Genomic DNA, 18,363 nt, shown 5'->3' with positions numbered 1-18,363 from the left:
CATTGCGAGCGCAGCGAAGCAATCCAGGGGCCGGTGCGCACCGGCCCCTGGATTGCTTCGTCGGCTTCGCCTCCTCGCAATGACGTCGAGGGATGGATGTTGTGAAGAGGTCTCGTTTGGCGAGAGAGGCAACTGATCGAGCCCGGCGGAGCCAGCTCACCCGATTGCTTTAGCTTGCCCTCAGTCCGACAGGCCGGCCTTGCGCAGCCGGGCCGACACCGCGCGCGACCGGCTGGTCTCGGCCCAGCCCAGGGCGGAGCGGCCGGTGAAGTCGCGCAGCTGTGGGTTGGCGCCGCCGGCCAGCAGCGCCTCCACCGCCGGCAGGTTGCCGTCGCGGGCCGCCGCCATCAGCGGGGTGATACCCTGGCGGTTGGCGCGGTTGGGATTGGCCTTGCCGTCCAGCAGCGCGCGAACGACATCGGCGTCGCCGGTGTCCGCCGCCCAGAACAGCGGCGTGTTGCCGATCGAATCGACCTGGTCGGGCTGGGCGCCGAAGCGCAGCAACTCGCGCACGATCGGCGTGCGGCCGTCGCGGGCGGCGATCACCAGGGCGGTGCGGCCATTGAGATCGGTCGCGTTCGGGGGCGTCCCGCTCAGCAGCAGCGTGCGGACCTTGGCGACATCGTTGGCATCGACCGCCTGGATCAGCTCCGGCGCCCGCCGCAAGACGTCGATCTCGGCCATGGCGGGGCCGCCGAGAGTGAGAAGCAGCGCCGCGGCCGCCGCGATGCGGGCGCCTCGTTTCATCCGATCCCTCCAGCAGATCCGCAGGTCGTGCGGGCGCAGGTCATGCAGGCCCGGGCGCGAGCTTATACCGCGCCCGGCGCCCGGGCCAGCCGGTTGGCCCCGGCGGCGCGGCTGGATTATCCTTGGGCAACGCCGTCGCCACCGCCGTCATCAGTGAGGTCCGCCATGACCGAGACATCCCCCCTGCCCAGCCTGCCCCGCCTCGGGCAGGTGGCGCCGTCCTTCGAGGCCGAGACCACGCATGGGCGCCTGGCGCTCGAGGATTTCCGGGGCAGCTGGGTGGTGCTGTTCTCGCACCCGGCCGACTTCACCCCGGTCTGCACCACCGAGTTCGTCGCCTTCGCCCGCATCGCCCCGGCGCTGAAGGAGCGCGGGGTCGAACTGCTGGGCCTGTCGATCGACAGCATCTACGCCCATCTCGCCTGGACCAAGCGGATCGAGGAGCTGTTCGGCACCCGCATCCCGTTCCCGGTGATCGCCGACGGCGACCGCAGGGTGGCCACGCTGTACGGCATGATCATGCCGGAGCAGTCGGGCACCGAGACCAGCCGCTGCGTCTTCGTCATCGACCCCACCGGGGTGGTGCGGGCGATGATCTATTATCCGCTGACCACCGGCCGCAACATCGACGAGATCCTGCGCCTGATCGACGCGCTGCAGACCACCGACAAGCACAAGGTGGCGACCCCGGCCGACTGGCGCCCGGGCGACAAGGTGATCGTGCCGGCGCCGCGCACGATCGAGGATGCCGATGCGCGGGCCAAGGGCGGCTACGATTACACCGACTTCTGGTACTGCCAGACCGGGATCAAGGGCTGATCCGAGCCCATGGCCTGCATCAACCCCGACGGCACCCTGACCGAGGTGGCCAAGCGCAGCCTGACCCTGCTGGCCGAGCCGCACACCGCGGCGCGGCTGGCGGAGGCGGCCGACCTGCCGCTGTGGCGGGTGCGCGCCACCCTGCGCGAGACCGGCCGGGCGAAGCTGGTCGCCTGCCTCGACCCCGACGCGGCCGATCCGTCCTGGCGGCTGACCGAGCTGGGTGTCGAGGCCCTGGAGCTGAGCCAGGACTGATCGCGCTTTACTGATGCAACACAATGGGATATGGCTTTCCCTTGAAGCACCATATCAGCTGGGTCGCATTTCGGATTCTGTCGGCCCGGCTTCTGCGCTAGAGTGCGGGCGGATGGATCTGCGGGGGTACCGATGAGGACGATGAAGGGTTTTACCGCGGCCGCGTTGGCCGCCATGGCGCTGGCGGCCTGCCAGGAAGCGCCGCCGAAGCCGCAGACGGGGGGCCTGTTCCCTGATGTCGGCAACTACCAGCCGGCCAACCTACCGCCCAAGGCGCAGCTGACGCCGACCGAGGTGCGCTACGACCTGCTGGTCAAGCTGCAGACCGAGATGATGGTCACCGGGCTGAGCTGCAAGGAAGAGTTCAACGATCCGATCATCTTCCGGACGTTCAGCCAATGGGTCGTCAACAATGACGACCGGATCCTGGACACCCAGGACAAGCTCGGCAAGCTGCTCGGCAAGTACAACAAGGGCAACGGCGCGCGGCTGTTCGACACCTACCGCACCAAGATGGCGAATGACGAGTCCCAGCGCATGCAGCGGATGACCCAGGGCGCCTACTGCCTGGCGCGCAAGGACCAGTTCGCCGAGGTGGTGACGTACACCCCGCAGCAGCTGGACGACTATCTGAACAAGTCCTACGAGCTTCTGCACGCGCGCTACAACGAGGTCGGGGCCAAGACCCAGACCGCGGCGGCGCCGACCGACAAGGCTGCGGCGGCCCCTGCCGTCAAGCCGAAGAAGAAGCCGTAAGCACCAGCTTTCTCTTTTGCCGATCCATCCGGAAAGGGCCGCGCCAGCGGCCCTTTCTCGTTTCGGCCGGACAGTCTTCCCATGACGGCTTGCCGAAACATTCTGTCGCTGGTATCAAGAACCTCCCCGCCGGTCGCGGCGGGAGGAATGGGCGTCCACGAAACGGCAGAGGGGGAGTTGCAGTGGCATCGACACGCATCGTCAGCTCCCCGGACCTCCGTCATTAGGTAGGTCCGCCTCCGCGCTCCCGGCTGGTCTGGCCCCGGGGGCCTCCGGACCCCGCCCAGGACGCCCGATGGCCTGAACCGCCCAAGCGTCCACCCCGAAACCCTCAGATCGCCGTCGGCACCGGGCCTCGTCCACGCCGATTCGCCTGAACCGTTCAGCCGGGAGGATGCCGCTTCGGCGGTGTCGGAACGACCGTGGCGCCAGACCAGACCACCAACCAGACCACCAACCAGACCACCCCTCAGAATCCCCTCGCGCGCGTGCTGCGCTTCAGCTACGGCCATTGGCGCCGCCATCCGCTGCAGATCGCGGTCGCGACCGGCGGCGTGCTGGCCTCGACCGGCATCGACGTCGTGCTGCCGATCTTCGCCGGCCGCATGGTCGACGCCATCGCCTCCGGCCCCGGCGGCTATGACGCGGCGCTGGCGGCGCTGCTGACCATCATCGGGCTCGGCATCGTCTATGTGGCGCTGCGCGACACCGTGTTCCGCGCCATCATCCGGCTGACCACCCGGATCATGCAGGCGATGACGCAGGAGGCGTTCTGGCGCGTCCAGCGCTTCTCGACCGACTGGCACGCCAACAGCTTCGCCGGCTCCACGGTCCGCAAGATCAACCGCGGCACCTGGGCGATGGACCTGCTGAACGACGTCATCCTGGTCGAGCTGCTGCCGTCGATCCTGGTGCTGCTCGGCGCCACCGCCCTCCTGGCCGCGCGCTGGCCGCTGATGGGCGCGGCGGTGGCCTGCGGCGTCGCCCTGTTCCTGCTGGTCAGCCTGGTGCTGGTGCTGCGCTACGTCGCCCCGGCGGCGCGGCTGGCCAACGAGATGGATTCGAAGCTCGGCGGCAACCTGGCGGATTCGATCGGCTGCAACGCCGTGGTGAAGACCTTCGGCGCCGAGCGGCGCGAGGACGCCTTCATCGCCCGCACGGTCGAGACCTGGCGCCAGCGCACCATCCGCACCTGGCACCGCGGCACCAATTCCGGCACCACCCAGAACCTGATCATGGTGGGGCTGAACGGCATGGTGCTGGGCATCGGCCTGTGGCTGTGGGGCCGGGGCATGGCGACGCCGGGCGACATCACCTACATCCTCGGCACCTATGCCCTGATCCATGGCTATCTGCGCGGCGTCGGCATGCATGTCCGCAACCTGCAGCGCGCGGTCAACGACATGGAGGAGCTGGTCGACTTCATGGACCAGCCGCTCGGGGTCGAGGATCGGCCGGCGGCGCCGGCGATCGAGATCGCGGCCGGGCGGATCGACTTCGACGCCGTCACCTTCCGCTACCAGGGGCAGAAGGAGCCGATCTATGACGGCTTCTCCCTGACCATCGCCCCGGGCGAGCGGATCGGCCTGGTCGGCCATTCCGGCAGCGGCAAGAGCACCTTCGTCAAGCTGGTGCAGCGCCTGTACGACCTGAACGGCGGCGCCATCCGCATCGACGGCCAGGACGTCGCCGGGGTAACGCAGGAGAGCCTGCGCCGCCAGATCGCCCTGGTGCCGCAGGAGCCGGTGCTGTTCCACCGCACCCTGGCGGAGAACATCGCCTATGGCCGGCCCGACGCGACGATGGAGCAGATCGTCGACGCGGCGCGGCAGGCCTATGCCCACGACTTCATCGCCCGGCTGCCGCAGGGTTACGACACGCTGGTCGGCGAGCGTGGGGTGAAGCTGTCGGGCGGCGAGCGCCAGCGCGTCGCCCTGGCCCGCGCCATCCTGGCCGACGCCCCGGTCCTGATCCTGGACGAGGCGACGTCCAGCCTGGACAGCGTGTCGGAATCGCTGATCCAGGCGGCGGTGGAGAAGCTGATCGTCGGCCGCACCACGATCATCGTCGCCCACCGGCTGTCGACCGTGCAGAAGGTCGACCGCATCCTGGTGTTCGACCGCGGCCGGATCGTCGAGCAGGGCACCCATGCCGAGCTGGTGAAGCGCGAGGGCGGCCATTACCGCGAGCTGTTCGAGCACCAGGCGATGGGGCTGCTCGACGGCCAGGAGGAGGCGGCGGCATAGGCCGCCTCCCGCCCTATCCGCCTTCCGCCGAGGGCAGGCGGGCCGCGAACTCCGCCGCCAGCCAGTCGATGAACACCCGCACCCGCGGCGACAGCTGCCGGCTGTGCGGGTACAGCACATAGACCGGGGAGGGGGCGGGCGGTGTGTCGGCCAGCACCTCGACCATGGTTCCGGCCGCCAGGTCGTCGACCAGGCGGTAGCGCGGCAGCTGGATCAGGCCGAGCCCGAGCCGGGCCGCGGCGAAATAGATCTCGGCGCCGGCCGCCGACACCGTCACCGGCAGCGTCACCTGGCGCGGGACGCCGTCGGCCGTGAACTCCAGCGGCAGCAGCGCGCCGGTGGCCGACGACAGGAAGCCGACCATGCGGTGGCTCTCAAGGTCGTCCAGCGTGCGCGGCGTGCCGAAGCGCCGCAGATAGGCCGGGCTGGCGAAGGTGCCCTCCGCCAGCACCGCGATGCGCCGGCCGATCAGCGTGCTGTCGGCGGGCTGGCCCACCCGCAGCACGCAATCCACCCCCTCGCGCACCAGGTCGACGAAGCGGTCGCCCTCGCCGAAATGGATCTGGATGTCCGGATACTCGGCCAGGAAGTGCGGCAGGCCGGGCATCATGAAGGACCGGGCCAGGATGCCGTGCACGTTGACGCGCAGCAGCCCCTTCGGCTTGGCGCCGGTGAAGGCGGCCTCGGCCTCCTCGATATCCGCCAGGATCGACAGGCAGCGCTGGTAATAGGCCTCGCCGTCCAGCGTCGGCCGGACCTGCCGCGTGGTCCGCTGCAGCAGCCGCACGCCCAGCCGCGCCTCCAGCTGCTTGACCCCCTCGGTCGCGGTCGACCGCGGCAGGCCGAGATCCTGCGCCGCCAGCGAGAAGCTGCGCCGCTCGACCACCCGCAGGAACAGCCGCATCGCATCCAGCCGGTCCATCCGAATTGTTCCAGATCTCCGAATGATGATGCCGGATCAGACCAGATTATCCGGCAGGCGGGAAGGCGCATCTTTGCCTCATCCCCACAACGAGATCGGGTTTCGGAGGACATCATGAGCGAACGGAACACCAAGGTCGCGCCCGGCAAGGTGGCCATCGTCACCGGCGCCTCCCGCGGCATCGGCGCCGCCATCGCCGAGCGGCTGGCCCGCGACGGGCTCACCGTCGTCATCAACTACGTCGGCAATGCCGAGGCGGCCGAGGCCCTGGCCCGCAGGATCGAGCAGGCCGGCGGCCACGCCATCTCGGCCCAGGCCGACGTCGCCGACCCCGCCGCGGTGCGGCGCATGTTCGACGCGGCCGAGACCGCCTATGGCGGCGTCGACGTGCTGGTGAACAATGCCGGCATCATGCCGCTGGCGCGGATCGCCGACGCCGACGACGCGCTGTTCGATCGCACGGTCGCGGTCAACCTGAAGGGCACCTTCAACACCCTGCGCGAGGCCGCCAGGCGGCTGCGCGACGGCGGCCGGATCATCAATTTCTCGACCAGCGTGGTCGGCACCAGGTTCGAGACCTACGGCGTCTACACCGCGACCAAGGCGGCGGTCGAGGCGCTGACCGGCGTCCTGGCGAAGGAGCTGCGCGGCCGGTCGATCAGCGTCAACGCCGTGGCCCCGGGGCCGACCGGCACCGACCTGTTCTTCAACGACAAGACCCAGGAGGTGATCGACCGCCTGTCCAAGGCCGCGCCGCTGGAGCGGCTGGGCACGCCGGAGGACATCGCCAACGTCGTCTCCTTCCTCGCCGGCCCGCAGGGCGGTTGGGTCAACGGCCAGGTGATCCGCGCCAATGGCGGTCTGGTCTGACCGGAATCGTCAACGGTGTCGCCGACCGCGTGCGGGCCGAACTGCAGCGGCGGATCGGGCTCGAGGACATCCTGACGCCGCGCGTGATCGGCTGACCCGAAGCGAGACCGGCGACGGCCCCGCCGCTTCCCACCTGCCACCTTCCCGGAGTCCACATGATGTCCCGAGATCTTAGCCATAGCCGCGACGCCGACCACCTGATCTTCCCCCGCCTCGCCGGGCTGTACGAGGTTGCGTCGCCCCTCAGTGAGGCTGGGCTGCGCGTCGTCCTGGGCGTGACCATGGTGACCCACGGGCTGCCCAAGCTGCTGGGAGAGGCCCATGGCTCGATGGCCGATCCGATGGCGGCGTCGATGAACCTGATTGCCAATGTGCTGCGGCTGCCGGGCGCGCCTCTGCTGGCCGACATCGTCGCCTATCTCGAGGTGATCGGCGGTTGGGCCCTGGCGCTGGGCCTGCTGACCCGGGTGGTGGCGCCGATGTTCGCCGTCGAGATGGCGGTGGTCTGCCTGGCGCTGGGCCCGACCTGGCCCTGGATCGACCGCGGCATCGAATATCCCTTCCTGCTCGGCGTGCTGATGCTGCGCTTCGCCTTCGCCGGCGGCGGCCCGGCCTCGCTCGACCGCCTGATCGGGCGGGAGATCTAGGCCGGCCCTACCGCACCCCGGCCAGCGCCTCGGCCCCGATCGCGCGGAACAGGGCCGGGCGGCCGTAGAAGCGGGTGGCGAGGGTGGAGACCCGGGCGGCGTCGCCGGTGGTGAAGAACTCGGGCGGCGCCTCGTCCCCGCCGGCCGTGTCGAATTCCGGGTGGCGCTGCAGATAGGCCTTCAGGCTGCGGGCGGTGATGTCGGGCTGGGACAGCACCTCGACCCCCGGCGGCAGCGCCTCGGCGAACAGGTCGGCGACCAGCGGGTAATGGGTGCAGCCCAGGATCACCGCATCCGGCGGCACGCCCTGCAGCTGCCGCATCAGCAGGGCCGAATAGCGCCGCACGGCGCGGCGCAGCACCGCCTCCGGCGCGGCGCGCTCGATCAGCGTCACCAGCACCGGGCAGGCCTGCTGCACCACCGTGATCTCCGGCGCGCGCTTGCCGATCTCCTCGACAAAGGCGCCGGTGCGCACCGTGTGGCGGGTGGCGAAGATGGCGACCGTGCGCGGCTCGCCGCGGTGCCGGCCGGTGCGGATGTCGGCCATCCAGGGCACGCCGGTGATCGCCTCGACCATCGGCACCAGCACGCCGATCACCCGGCGGTCGGGGAAATGCTGCGGCAGCCAGGTCTGCTGCAGCCGGCGCAGGCCGGTGGCGGCGGCGGTGTTGCAGGCCAGGACCACCAGCCGGCAGCCCTGGCCGAACAGCCGCTCCACCGCCGCCACGGTCAGGCGGTAGATCTCCTCCGGCTCGCGGTTGCCATAGGGGGCGTGGCCGTGATCGCCGAGATAGAGGAAGCGCTGCCGCGGCAGGTGCCGGGTCAGCGCCTGCAGCACCGTCAGCCCGCCATGTCCTGAATCGAAAACCCCGATCATCCGCATCCCCGTGATCCTGCCCTGGCGGTAGCGGATGTCGAGGGCATTCTCAAGGCGTTCGGCAGGCGGCGGGTTTCGCGCGGCGCGCCCGCCGGCCTCCGCGCGGGCTCCGCCCCGATCATCCGCCTGACAAGCGCTCTTCGCCGGGCTAGGACGGTGCATCGCGGGGAGGAGCGCGCCATGGACATCATCTGCGTCAACGGGCCGATCAATGCCGGCAAGTCGACGGTGGCGCGCCGCCTGGCCGGCCTGCTGCCCGGCGCCGGCTTCGTCGAGGGCGACGACCACGACGCGCCGGAGGGCGCCGATCTCGACACCGTCATCGCCGGGGGCCTGGCGCGGATCGAGGGGCTGATCGCCGCCGCTGCCGGCACCCTGGTGATCGCCTATCCGCTGCGGCCGCAGGACCATGCCCGGCTGGCTGCGGCGGCGGCCCGGCGCGGGGTGCGGCTGTTCACCGCCACGCTGGCGCCGCCGATGGCGGTGGCGCTGGCCGATCGCGGCGGCCGTCCGCTGTCGGCGAAGGAGCGCGAGCGGATCGTCGAGATGTATGCGGAGGGCTATGCCGCCCCGGCCTTCTCCGACGTCATCCTCGACAATGCCGGGCTGACCCCGGACCAGGCGGCGACCGTGATCGCCGAAGCGGTGGCCGCTTGGCGCGCAGTTGACCGCGGCCCGGCCCGCCGATAGCCTTCAGGCATGGTTCGTCGCCCGCGCCCCGCTCCGCGATACGGTGCCCCGCTCCTCTAGGGCGGCGGGACGACATTTCATGCCCATCCCATGCCGCCGGTTCCGGCGGCATTTTCATGTGGGTCTCCGGGGCCGTGCGGCGCTGCCAGGAGATCTCCCGATGCCGCCCCGATCCATCATCATCCGCCCGGCCCGGCCGGAGGAGCATGCCGCCCTCTGCATCCTGTTCGCCGAGCTCGACCGCTTCCACCGCGAGGCCCGGCCCGACGTGTTCGTCGCGCCCGAAGGGCCGGCGCGCAGCCCAGAGGTGATCGGCGGCCTGATCGCGGGGCCGGACAGCGCCATCCTGGTCGCCGATGATGGCGGCGTCCTGGCCGGCCTGGCCACGCTGGTCGAGAAGACGGTCCCGGCCAACCCGGTGCGGCCGGAGCGGCGCATCGCCGAGATCGACAACCTGGTGGTGATGCCGGGCCATCGCCGCCGCGGCGTCGCCGGGCTGCTGCTGCGCCGGGCCGAGGACTGGGCGCGCGGCCGCGGCCTCGCCAGCCTCGAGCTCGGCGTCTGGGAATTCAACGCCGGGGCGGTCGCCTGCTACGAGGCGGCCGGCTTCGCCCCGACCACCCGACGGATGAGCAAGGCGGTTGCGCCTTAAAGTGGGACACCCCCGAGTCGGGTTACCCAATCGCGCCAAGGCGGTAACGCGAAGCGGCTCCGGGTGAGGGGAGTTTGTCGAGACCGGGACCAGCCCTCACCCGGTCTCGCTGCGCGAGCCCGACCTCTCCCGCCACGCGGGAGAGGCAACGCAAAGATCGGGCCTCGATTCATTCCTAGCCGGCTGCCGAGGTCATGTGGATCAACGGGAAGGGCTGGCCCTGGCCGTCCAGCGGCGACCGGCCGGTCTGGCGGAAGCCGCATCTGCGGTAGAAGGCCAGGGCGCCCGGATTCTGCTCGTTGACGTCGAGGGTCAGGTCGCCCTTCAGCGCCGCGGCATGGGCCAGCAGCGCCCGGCCGGTGCCGCGGCCGTGCCGGTCCGGGTCGACGAACAGCATCTCGACCTTGGACCCGTCCAGCCCCATGAAGCCCTCGGGCGCCCCGTCCGCGCCGGCGGCGACCCACAGCTCCACCGCCGCCAGGTACTGGTCGCGCAGCAGCGGCAGCAGGGCCTGGATCTGGTCCTCGGTCAGGAAGCCGTGGGTGGCGCGCACGGCGCGCAGCCAGATCTCCAGCAGCGCCGGATGATCGTCCGGCCGGCCCGCTCGGATCGCGATGGTCACGGCCGGCCTCCCGCGGCGCGGCTGCGCCATTCCGCGCGGCTCTGGCCCCAGATCTCGACCTCGGTGTCGATCGGCGCCGGCAGCCGGCCGAGGCCGCGGAAGCGCGAGCCGAGCCGGCGCGCCACCGCCTTGGACGGCTCGTTCTCCGGCGCGATGCAGTGGATCACCTCGGTCCAGCCGAGATGGTCGAAGGCCCAGTCGATCGTCGCCGCGGCGCCCTCGGTGGCGTAGCCCTTGCCCCAGGCGGCGCGGCTCAGCCCCCAGCCGATTTCGGTGCCCGGCCAGCCCTCGGGCTGCCAGGGGCCGAGCCTGCCGACCCAGCGGCCGGTCGCCTTCTCGATCACCGAGAACATGGAGTAGCCCTGTATCGCCCAGGCGCCGGCGGTCACCAGGAACATGCGCCAGGTCACGGTGCGCAGCTGGACGCCGCCGAGGAAGCGGGTGGCCTCCGGATCGGCCATGAACTCGGCCCAGTCTTCGAAATCCTCGGCCCGGGTCGGGCGCAGGATCAGCCGGGCGGTCTCCAGAACGGGTGCCGGCATCGGGCGCCTCCTGAATCGGGGAGGCGCAGCAGGCCCGATCCGGGCCGCCCGGTCAAGCCGCCCGGTCAAGCCGACGGTCGGATCAGCGGCCGGCCGCGGCGCCGGAATCGGGGGCGATGAAGCTGTGCAGCAGCAGGCGCACCAGCTCGGCCTGACGGTGCGTCTCGGTCTTCTCGAACACCTGCTTCAGGTAGTGCCGGGCGGTGCCGATGGAGATGCCCAGGCTCTCCGCCGCCTCGGCCGGGCCGAAGCCGTCGGCGATCAGCGCCGCCAGGTCGGATTCGCGCCGGGTCAGGCCATAGGCGCTGGCCAGGCCGGCGGTGTCGATGCGGCTGCGGCGGTCGGGGTCGGAGATCAGCACCGCCACCGCCCCCGGCTCGCCCGGGGCGGGGCCGCGGCCATCGGCCGTCGGGGCCGGCACCACGGTCAGGATCAGCGGCCCGTTCGGCGGGCGCCGCGACACCGGGATGCGCAGCATCGCGGCCGCGGCGTGGGTCAGCGCGTCGTCGGCGCTGTCCGGGCCGCCGGCCAGCAGCATCGCCGCGGCGATCGCCTGGTGCAGCGCCCGGGTCTGGGCCGGCAGGGTGGTGGCGATGCCGTAGGCGTCGGCCAGCAGCCCGTCACGCGCGGCGATGATCGCCTCGGCCCGCTCGTTGCGATAGGCCGGCCGGCCGTGCCGGTCCAAGAGGATCAGCCCCAGCCCCAGCGCGTCGATCGCCGCCAGGGCGCCGGTGGCGCGCGGGTCGACGCTGGCCAGGCGACGGTTCAGCTTGCCGGCCTTGGCCAGATGCGGCACCAGAACCTGCAGCCGGTTCAGCTCCTCGGGGCCGAAATCGCGCTCATGCAGCGGCCGGCAGACACGGACGGCGGTCCAGCTGGACGGGCCGCGCCACGGCACCGCCACGGCGGCCAGGCCGCCGCCGATCGGCCGGATCAGCTGCTGGTAGAAATCGGTCCGCTCATAATCCGGGACCGGGACCAGGGAGGATTGGGTGCGCGCGGCGCCGGTCGGGAACCGGCGCATCTGCTCGGCCCAGAAATCGCTGTGCAGGATCCGGTCGCAGCGGGCGCCATGCTGCTGCACATCCATGCGGGAGCAGGTGGAGAGCTGGACGCCGTCGGCCGTCGTGGTGGTGAACACGGCATGCGAGCCGCCGACCAGGTCGCGCACCGAATCCAGGCAGTGCGGCCAGTCCTGCGGCTCCATCGCGGCATCGTAGATCCGCTGCACGGTCCGCAGGATCACCTGCGCGCCCGCACTCATTCGGACGCTCCGTCGCCGCGGCCGGCCCCGCCGAAACGGCGCGCCGAGGCGCAGCGAACCGTTACATGCGCGTCGCCCCCATCATGGCATGCCGGCATCCCTGTGCTCCAAAAATATCCTAAGGACAGGAAAATACGCCGATAGTCGAGCCTGCCCCGTTCCTGGAATAGGACCAAGTCTTATGAGGTCGACGCCGCAACCATGCTGCGTCTTCCTCTCCGACAGGATCATACAGTGTTTTTGCTGATGCCATTATAAGCACTTTTATTGTGGCATCGGTGTGGAGGCGCGGCGGCGAAGGCGGGGCGGTGGGCATGACAAAGGCGGCCGCGAATGCGGCCGCCCTGGCAGATGTCGTGCCGGTGATGTCCGGTCCGCGCCCTAGCTGGCGCGGCGCATCGCGACGGCCTTCTTCGGCTCCTCGTCGAACAGCTCGGCCAGCTTGTCGATCATGGTGCCGCCCAGCTGCTCGGCGTCGACGATGGTGACGGCGCGGCGGTAGTAGCGGGTGACGTCATGGCCGATGCCGATGGCCACCAGCTCCACCGGCGACCAGCGCTCGATGTATTCGATCACCTGCTTCAGGTGCCGCTCGAGATAGTTGCCGGGGTTGACCGACAGCGTCGAGTCGTCGACCGGCGCGCCGTCGGAGATCACCATCAGGATCCGCCGCTGCTCCGGCCGGCCGACGATGCGGTTGTGCGCCCAGAGCAGCGCCTCGCCGTCGATGTTCTCCTTCAGCACGCCCTCGCGCAGCATCAGGCCGAGATTCTTGCGGGCGCGGCGCCAGGGCGCGTCGGCGGCCTTGTAGATGATGTGGCGCAGGTCGTTCAGCCGGCCGGGATTCTGCGGCTTGCTCTGCTGGATCCAGCGCTCGCGCGCCATGCCGCCCTTCCAGGCGCGGGTGGTGAAGCCGAGGATCTCGACCTTGACGCCGCAGCGCTCCAGCGTCCGCGCCAGGATGTCGGCGGCGATCGCGGCGATGGTGATCGGCCGGCCGCGCATCGACCCGGAATTGTCGATCAGCAGGGTCACCACCGTGTCGCGGAAATCGGTGTCCTGCTCCATCTTGAAGGACAGCGGCGTCAGCGGGTTGATGACGACGCGGGCCAGGCGGGCGGCGTCGAGGATGCCCTCCTCCAGGTCGAAATCCCAGGACCGGGTCTGCTTGGCCATCAGCTTGCGCTGCAGCCGGTTGGCCAGCTTGGCGATCACGCCCTGCAGGTGCTGCAGCTGCTGGTCCAGCATCAGGCGCAGCCGCGACAGCTCGTCGGCGTCGCACAGATCCTCGGCCGACACCATCTCGTCGAACTGGGTGGTGAAGGCCTTGTAGTTCAGGCCGTTGGGGTCCAGCGACCCGGTCTGGTCGTCGCGCCAGGGCTGGCCCGGCGCCTCGGTGTCCTCGGTCGAGAACTCGTCGGAATCCTCCGACGCCTCCTCCTGCTCGGCGCCCTCGGCGTCGGTCTCGTCGCCGCTCTCGGGGTCGCTGTCGCTGTCGTCGGCCTCGGCGCTGACCTGCTCGCCCTCGCGGCCCTGCTCCTCCGGCTGCTCGCCCTCGGCCTTGTCGTCGTCCTCGCCGTCCTCGTCCTCCTGCGTCTCGTCCTCCTGGCCGACATCGATGTCGAGCTCGGACAGCAGGTGCTTGGCGCAGCGGGCATAGGCCTCCTGGTCGTCCATGGAATCGGCCAGCTCGTGCAGCGAGCGGCCGATCCGGCTCTCCAGCCATGACTTCCACAGCTCGGCGGCGTGGCGGGCGTTCGGCGGCGGCTTCTCGCCGGTCATCGCCTCGCGCGCGGCCAGGCGCACCGCCTCGGCCAGCGGCACCTGCTCGCGCTCGGTGACGCGGTCCAGCCCCTGGCGCTTGAAGCGGTCGTCCAGCGCCGCCGCCAGGTTGCCGGCGACGCCGGCCATCTGGGTGGCGCCGATCGCCTCGCAGCGCGCCTGCTCCAGCGCCTCGAAGGCGGCGCGGGCGACCTCGCCCGGCGGCATCCGGGCGGCGTGCAGCTTGGCGTTGTGGTGGCGCAGGCGCAGCGCCACGGCATCGGCGGCGCCGCGCACCTTGGCGACCTCGGCCGAGGTCAGCAGGCGCGAGGGCTGCGGCAGCCGGGCCCGGGTGCCGGCGACACCGGCCGGCTCGCTGGAATAGGCCACAGTGATGTCCGGGCGCTCGGAAATGGCCCGCACCGTCGCCGTGGTGGCGCGCTTGAACACCTCGATCGGGCTGTCGTCCTGGGGCATCGCCTGCTTCGTCTCTACGGCTTTCGCCGTTCTTTCCTCAGTCTGTCATTGCCGGGCTTGACCCGGCAATCCAGTGGGTCTCGACAGTCTCTGGATGCCCGGGTCAGGCCCGGGCATGACAGCAAAATGCAACCGTCACGCCAGATGGGCGCGGACGCCGCTTTCCGGCAGCTCGGTGCCGAAGCAGCGCTGGTAGTACTCGGCCACGGTCGAGCGCTCGACCTCGTCGCACTTGTTCAGGAAGGTCAGGCGGAAGGCGAAGCCGACATCGCCGAAGATGCGCGAATTCTCGGCCCAGGTGATCACCGTGCGCGGCGACATGACGGTGGAGATGTCGCCGCCGATGAAGCCGGCGCGGGTCAGGTCGGCCAGGCGGACCATGGCGTTGACCTTGGCGCGGCCCTCCTCATTGTCGAAATCCGGCACCTTGGCCAGGACGATCTCGACCTCGGCGTCATGCGGCAGGTAGTTCAGCGTGGCGACGATCGACCAGCGGTCCATCTGGCCCTGGTTGATCTGCTGGGTGCCGTGATACAGGCCGGTGGTGTCGCCCAGGCCGACGGTGTTGGCGGTCGAGAAGATGCGGAAGGCCGGGTGCGGGCGGATCACCCGGTTCTGGTCCAGCAGGGTCAGCTTGCCCTCGACCTCCAGCACGCGCTGGATCACGAACATCACGTCCGGCCGGCCGGCGTCGTACTCGTCGAACACGATGGCGCAGGGGTTCTGCAGCGCCCAGGGCAGGATGCCCTCGCGGAACTCGGTCACCTGCTTGCCGTCGCGCAGCACGATGGCGTCCTTGCCGACCAGGTCGATGCGGCTGATGTGGCTGTCCAGGTTCACCCGGATGCAGGGCCAGTTCAGCCGCGCCGCCACCTGCTCGATATGGGTCGACTTGCCGGTGCCGTGATAGCCCTGGATCATGACGCGGCGGTTGTGCGCGAAACCGGCCAGGATGGCCATGGTGGTGTCGCGGTCGAAGCGGTAGGCGGTGTCGACCTCCGGCACGTGCTGCGTCGCGGACGAGAAGGCGGGCACCTGCAGGTCGCTGTCGATGCCGAAGGTCTGCCGCACGGACACCTTGATGTCGGGCAGCGTCGTGGAGGTGTCAGCGCTCATGATCCAGTCGAAGTCCAAATTCCAGAGTATGGTTCACGAGGCGAAGCCGGCCTTCAGCACGCTGTAGGCGTGGTTGATGGTCTTGAACTTCTCCTCGGCGTCGCGGCTACCGCCATTGGCGTCCGGGTGATGCAGTTTGACAAGGGTCTTGTAGCGGGCCTTGAGGGTTTTCAGGTCGAAGGGAGGAGCGAGCTCGAGCGTCTTCATCGCGCTCTCCTGCTCGGTCAGCGGGCGGCCCTGCTTGGCCTCCTCCTGCGCCTCGCGGCCGGCATGGAACGGGTTGTCGCCCGCGCCCTCGGCGAAGCTCTCATAGATCCGGGCGCGCATCCGCTGCTCGGCCCGCCAGGAGCCCATCGGCCAGGTCGGCCGGTCCCACACGGTGTCGCGCCGGGCCTCGCGCTCGATCTGGTCGGCGCTCATGCCCTGATAGTAGTTCCAGCTGCGGTTGTACTCCCGCACATGCTCCAGGCAGAACCACCAGTAGTCGTTCAGGTGCTGCCGCGATTTCGGCGCCCGGAACTCCCCGGCGCAGGCGCAGCCCGGGTGGTCGCAACGGCGCGCTGCTGGCGCCGGCTCCTCGAATGCCCGGTCGAATCTGCGGTTCGCGGTGGCCATGCTGCGAGTATGGGGAGGGCGTTTTCGCCTGACAAGTCGAGGCGGCGGAAATCTGCCCTGCCCTCGTGTCGCAGCATCGGGGCTTGCGTCATATGGGAATATTAGGGCCGTGCTCTCCCGCCGCCGCGCCGCCTCTGCTATCACGGGGCCGGATCGAGGAGAGGACCGATGCAGATCGCCGACCGCATGCGCCGCAAGATCGAGGAGGCGCTGGCCCCGGCCCAGCTGGAGATCATCGACGACAGCCACCGCCATGCCGGGCATGCCGGGCATGACGGCCGCGGTGAAAGCCATTTCCGGGTGCTGATCGTGTCCGAAGCCTTCGCCGGCAAGTCACGGGTCGAGCGGCAGCGCCTAGTCTACGACCTGCTGGCCGCCGAGCTGAAGGACCGGGTGCACGCCTTGTCGCTGACCACCCGGACGCCGGGGGAGACGGAGAAGGCGGGCGGCTGACCACCGGCGAGCTGGCACGGGACATCGGCGCGGACGGGGTGCGGCGGTATCGGCGGGTGTGCCGGCGTCGCCATCCGCAACAATCCCGAGCGTCTTTTCATATTGCCTCTCCCGCCTGGCGGGAGAGGTCGGGCCCGCACAGCGGGACCGGGTGAGGGTGGGCCCGGGCCTCGACAAAACCCCCTCACCCGGAGGCGCAAGCGCCTCCGACCTCTCCCGCCAGTGGGAGAGGCGACGCGACGGCGCTTTCGGACAGGAAGGCGTCCCGCTCAGCCGTCATCGGCATCGGCGGCGTCGTCATCCGGCTTGGGCTCCGGCTCCCAGGGCAGCCGGTCGTGGCGAGTCCTGGTGTCGTTGTCGAACCAGGTGAACGGGCCGCCCATGATCGACTGCTGGCGTGAGTAGCGGGCTTAGTCCCGCCCGGTGCGCGGCCAGAAAATCAGCCCGTTCTCGTCGGTGGCGCTGTCATCCTTGGCCGGGGCCTGGGCCTTGGCGTCCGGGTCGGCCATCAGGATGAATTCGGGCTGGACATCCATGTCGCGGCAGAGGCGGAGGATGATCTCCTCGATCGGGTGGTCGGCCAAAGCGAGGGCCGCGTCGATGTCGTCCATCTCCAGCAGCCGGCCCCAGGTCTCGGTCGCGGCCAGCAGCTTCTCGCCCTCGTCGAAACTTGGGTCGGTGGCGATCGAGCTGGTGACGACACGCGCCACCTGCCGCCGGCGGCGCTCCTTCAGCTCAAGCTGGGCCTTGGCCTCGGCCGCGGTCCTGTCGGCGGCCTCGCGGGCCTTCCGGGCGAGATGGAGCTGCAGCGCCAGGGCGCGGCGCAGGCCGCGGCCGACGCGGTCGAAGGCGAGGCCGAACTCCTTGGCCGCGACGGCGTCACCGGCCTGGGTGGCGGCCAGGACGGCCTGGTGCATCGCCTCGGCCTGCTCCATCGCCATCTCGGCGAAGCGGTCGAGCATGCGCGCCGCCCGCTCGGCCCGCTCGGGGTCGAGGCCCGGCATCGCGGGCTGTGGGGTGGAGACGGGCTGCGCCTTGTTCATGGAACATATCATGAACGAGAATCGCACGTCCGCGCAATGAACATTGCGTTTACTGCGCTCCGGCCCTTGTCATTCCCGCGAAAGCGGGAATCTGGCACCGCCAGGAACGGAGATCCCCGCTGTCGCGGGGATGACGCCGGTATGCTGCCCGCATGCGGCTCGGTGCGGATGATTTTGCGGGGTCGACAAACGATCCAACCGCGCCCGAAAGCGGACGTGGCCCACGGAGGGAACTGTCGGCGATCCCTGCGGGCAAGCGCATGTTCGAGCATCGAGCCAGGCCAACCCAATGGCGGCTTTTGAGACACTCCCCCTGACCGCGCCGACGGCATTGGGCGGAGAGCGGACGTACCGGAAGTACAGCAGGTGACCGTCACACCAGGCTGGGTGCCCCTCTAAGTGGCAGGAACTTTAGGAGCTATCTTTTGGCTTCGGTTCGGGTAGATCGCAATCATCACCACCCGGTTGTGAGGGGCATTGGCAAACACAAAGCCGGGTTGGTTGACCGGCTCATCCGCACCGACCCCCTCCACTATAATCCTGTCTTTTGTGACGCCCTCGGCCTCGAATAGGGTTCGAACCGCCTCCGCGCGCCGGACTGACAGGGGCTTGGCTGCTCCCCGACGATCGGTTTTGTCCGAGTGACCTTCAAGGAGAACGCTTGGGGCATCCGTCTCGGCCGCATCTTTTGCCAGCTTCCTGAGCTCGGCGGCGTCGTCGGGATTGATGCGTGCGCTATCGGGGGCGAACGTGACGAGATATTGGTGCGGCATCCCGCCGAAGAGACCTTCAACGGTATCAATGATTCCGACTTCGGCCCCGTTCGATTTCGCATGTTGTTGGCCCGCGCATCCAGCGACAGCGACGCTTGCCACCGCAGCCACCCCGATCGCCCAACTCTTCATGGCCATTCCCCTTCGAGCAGCCCCACAAGGCATCCAGCGCCGATCCCCTCGAGCATATGGACATCGCATTATTTAGGCATGGCG

Annotated in this window: 20 protein-coding genes; 9 read left to right on the top strand and 11 right to left on the bottom strand. The window is 70.0% G+C overall.

Going from position 1 to position 18,363, the window contains the following annotated elements; all coding sequences use genetic code 11:
* Positions 1 to 180: 180 nt before the first annotated feature.
* Positions 181 to 747: an ankyrin repeat domain-containing protein gene (locus tag BWR60_RS17575; protein WP_088152324.1), complete on the bottom strand. Its 567-nt coding sequence runs from the start codon at positions 745 to 747 to the stop codon at positions 181 to 183.
* Between the two features lie 165 nt (positions 748 to 912).
* Here BWR60_RS17575 and BWR60_RS17570 point away from each other — a divergent pair, with 165 nt between their 5' ends.
* The 4 genes from BWR60_RS17570 (at position 913) to BWR60_RS17555 (ending at position 4,823) form a co-directional block, all read left to right on the top strand.
* A complete protein-coding gene (locus tag BWR60_RS17570; RefSeq protein WP_088152323.1) occupies positions 913 to 1,566 on the top strand; it encodes a peroxiredoxin in 654 nt (217 codons plus the stop codon).
* A 9-nt stretch (positions 1,567 to 1,575) separates the two neighbouring features.
* The gene (locus tag BWR60_RS17565; RefSeq protein WP_088152322.1) at positions 1,576 to 1,821 is read left to right on the top strand and encodes a hypothetical protein; all 246 of its coding nucleotides are present in this window, start codon (positions 1,576 to 1,578) and stop codon (positions 1,819 to 1,821) included.
* Positions 1,822 to 1,962: 141 nt separating this feature from the next.
* On the top strand, positions 1,963 to 2,577 hold the full coding sequence (locus BWR60_RS17560) for a hypothetical protein (RefSeq protein ID WP_144445653.1): 615 nt from the start codon (positions 1,963 to 1,965) through the stop codon (positions 2,575 to 2,577).
* Positions 2,578 to 2,999: 422 nt separating this feature from the next.
* Positions 3,000 to 4,823: an ABC transporter ATP-binding protein gene (locus BWR60_RS17555; RefSeq protein ID WP_218823566.1), complete on the top strand. Its 1,824-nt coding sequence runs from the start codon at positions 3,000 to 3,002 to the stop codon at positions 4,821 to 4,823.
* 13 nt (positions 4,824 to 4,836) lie between these two features.
* Here BWR60_RS17555 and BWR60_RS17550 read toward each other — a convergent pair whose 3' ends face one another.
* Entirely contained in the window at positions 4,837 to 5,745 is a 909-nt protein-coding gene (locus tag BWR60_RS17550) for a LysR family transcriptional regulator (RefSeq protein WP_088152320.1), read from the bottom strand.
* A 114-nt stretch (positions 5,746 to 5,859) separates the two neighbouring features.
* Here BWR60_RS17550 and BWR60_RS17545 point away from each other — a divergent pair, with 114 nt between their 5' ends.
* Positions 5,860 to 6,615: an SDR family oxidoreductase gene (locus tag BWR60_RS17545; protein WP_088152319.1), complete on the top strand. Its 756-nt coding sequence runs from the start codon at positions 5,860 to 5,862 to the stop codon at positions 6,613 to 6,615.
* A gap of 158 nt (positions 6,616 to 6,773) precedes the next feature.
* Positions 6,774 to 7,262, top strand: a complete 489-nt coding sequence (locus BWR60_RS17540) for a DoxX family protein (RefSeq protein WP_218823565.1) — start codon at positions 6,774 to 6,776, stop codon at positions 7,260 to 7,262.
* Positions 7,263 to 7,269: 7 nt separating this feature from the next.
* Here BWR60_RS17540 and murI read toward each other — a convergent pair whose 3' ends face one another.
* Positions 7,270 to 8,139, bottom strand: a complete 870-nt coding sequence (gene murI / locus BWR60_RS17535; RefSeq protein ID WP_088152351.1) for a glutamate racemase — start codon at positions 8,137 to 8,139, stop codon at positions 7,270 to 7,272.
* Between the two features lie 180 nt (positions 8,140 to 8,319).
* Between murI and BWR60_RS17530 the strand changes: the two genes are divergently transcribed.
* Together BWR60_RS17530 and BWR60_RS17525 are read left to right on the top strand one after the other, a co-directional pair.
* Positions 8,320 to 8,829: a shikimate kinase gene (locus tag BWR60_RS17530; RefSeq protein WP_088152317.1), complete on the top strand. Its 510-nt coding sequence runs from the start codon at positions 8,320 to 8,322 to the stop codon at positions 8,827 to 8,829.
* 160 nt (positions 8,830 to 8,989) lie between these two features.
* Positions 8,990 to 9,481 carry a GNAT family N-acetyltransferase gene (locus BWR60_RS17525; RefSeq protein WP_179221818.1) on the top strand — a complete coding sequence of 164 codons (492 nt, stop codon included), beginning with the start codon at positions 8,990 to 8,992 and terminating at the stop codon, positions 9,479 to 9,481.
* 175 nt (positions 9,482 to 9,656) lie between these two features.
* Here BWR60_RS17525 and BWR60_RS17520 read toward each other — a convergent pair whose 3' ends face one another.
* The 6 genes from BWR60_RS17520 to BWR60_RS17495 all read right to left on the bottom strand — a co-directional run bounded on the left by BWR60_RS17520 (position 9,657) and on the right by BWR60_RS17495 (position 15,878).
* On the bottom strand, positions 9,657 to 10,103 hold the full coding sequence (locus BWR60_RS17520; RefSeq protein ID WP_230983087.1) for an acetyltransferase: 447 nt from the start codon (positions 10,101 to 10,103) through the stop codon (positions 9,657 to 9,659).
* Positions 10,100 to 10,645: a GNAT family N-acetyltransferase gene (locus tag BWR60_RS17515; protein ID WP_088152314.1), complete on the bottom strand. Its 546-nt coding sequence runs from the start codon at positions 10,643 to 10,645 to the stop codon at positions 10,100 to 10,102. Before BWR60_RS17515 ends, BWR60_RS17520 begins: the two co-directional genes overlap by 4 nt.
* A gap of 82 nt (positions 10,646 to 10,727) precedes the next feature.
* Positions 10,728 to 11,909, bottom strand: coding sequence for a helix-turn-helix transcriptional regulator (locus BWR60_RS17510; RefSeq protein ID WP_088152313.1), 1,182 nt, complete (start codon positions 11,907 to 11,909; stop codon positions 10,728 to 10,730).
* A 381-nt stretch (positions 11,910 to 12,290) separates the two neighbouring features.
* Positions 12,291 to 14,147 (bottom strand): cobaltochelatase subunit CobT, encoded by a 1,857-nt coding sequence (gene cobT / locus BWR60_RS17505; RefSeq protein ID WP_088152312.1) that lies wholly within the window; start codon positions 14,145 to 14,147, stop codon positions 12,291 to 12,293.
* Positions 14,148 to 14,282: 135 nt separating this feature from the next.
* A complete protein-coding gene (gene cobS, locus BWR60_RS17500) occupies positions 14,283 to 15,263 on the bottom strand; it encodes a cobaltochelatase subunit CobS (protein WP_088152350.1) in 981 nt (326 codons plus the stop codon).
* Between the two features lie 33 nt (positions 15,264 to 15,296).
* Entirely contained in the window at positions 15,297 to 15,878 is a 582-nt protein-coding gene (locus BWR60_RS17495; protein ID WP_088152311.1) for a J domain-containing protein, read from the bottom strand.
* Positions 15,879 to 16,046: 168 nt separating this feature from the next.
* On the opposite strand from BWR60_RS17495, the gene BWR60_RS17490 reads away from it, so the two are divergent.
* Positions 16,047 to 16,331, top strand: coding sequence for a BolA family protein (locus BWR60_RS17490; RefSeq protein ID WP_088152310.1), 285 nt, complete (start codon positions 16,047 to 16,049; stop codon positions 16,329 to 16,331).
* 410 nt (positions 16,332 to 16,741) lie between these two features.
* On the opposite strand, the gene BWR60_RS17485 is transcribed toward BWR60_RS17490, so the two are convergent.
* Positions 16,742 to 17,374, bottom strand: coding sequence for a hypothetical protein (locus BWR60_RS17485; protein ID WP_088152309.1), 633 nt, complete (start codon positions 17,372 to 17,374; stop codon positions 16,742 to 16,744).
* Positions 17,375 to 17,769: 395 nt separating this feature from the next.
* Positions 17,770 to 18,279: an OmpA family protein gene (locus tag BWR60_RS17480; protein WP_179221817.1), complete on the bottom strand. Its 510-nt coding sequence runs from the start codon at positions 18,277 to 18,279 to the stop codon at positions 17,770 to 17,772.
* Positions 18,280 to 18,363: the final 84 nt, after the last annotated feature.

The sequence above is a fragment of the Inquilinus limosus genome (assembly GCF_002195995.1).
Classification (GTDB): Bacteria; Pseudomonadota; Alphaproteobacteria; order DSM-16000; family Inquilinaceae; genus Inquilinus; species Inquilinus limosus_C.
The sequence above is the reverse complement of the archived record's forward strand: the minus strand, read 5'-3'. Positions and strand labels throughout refer to the sequence as shown.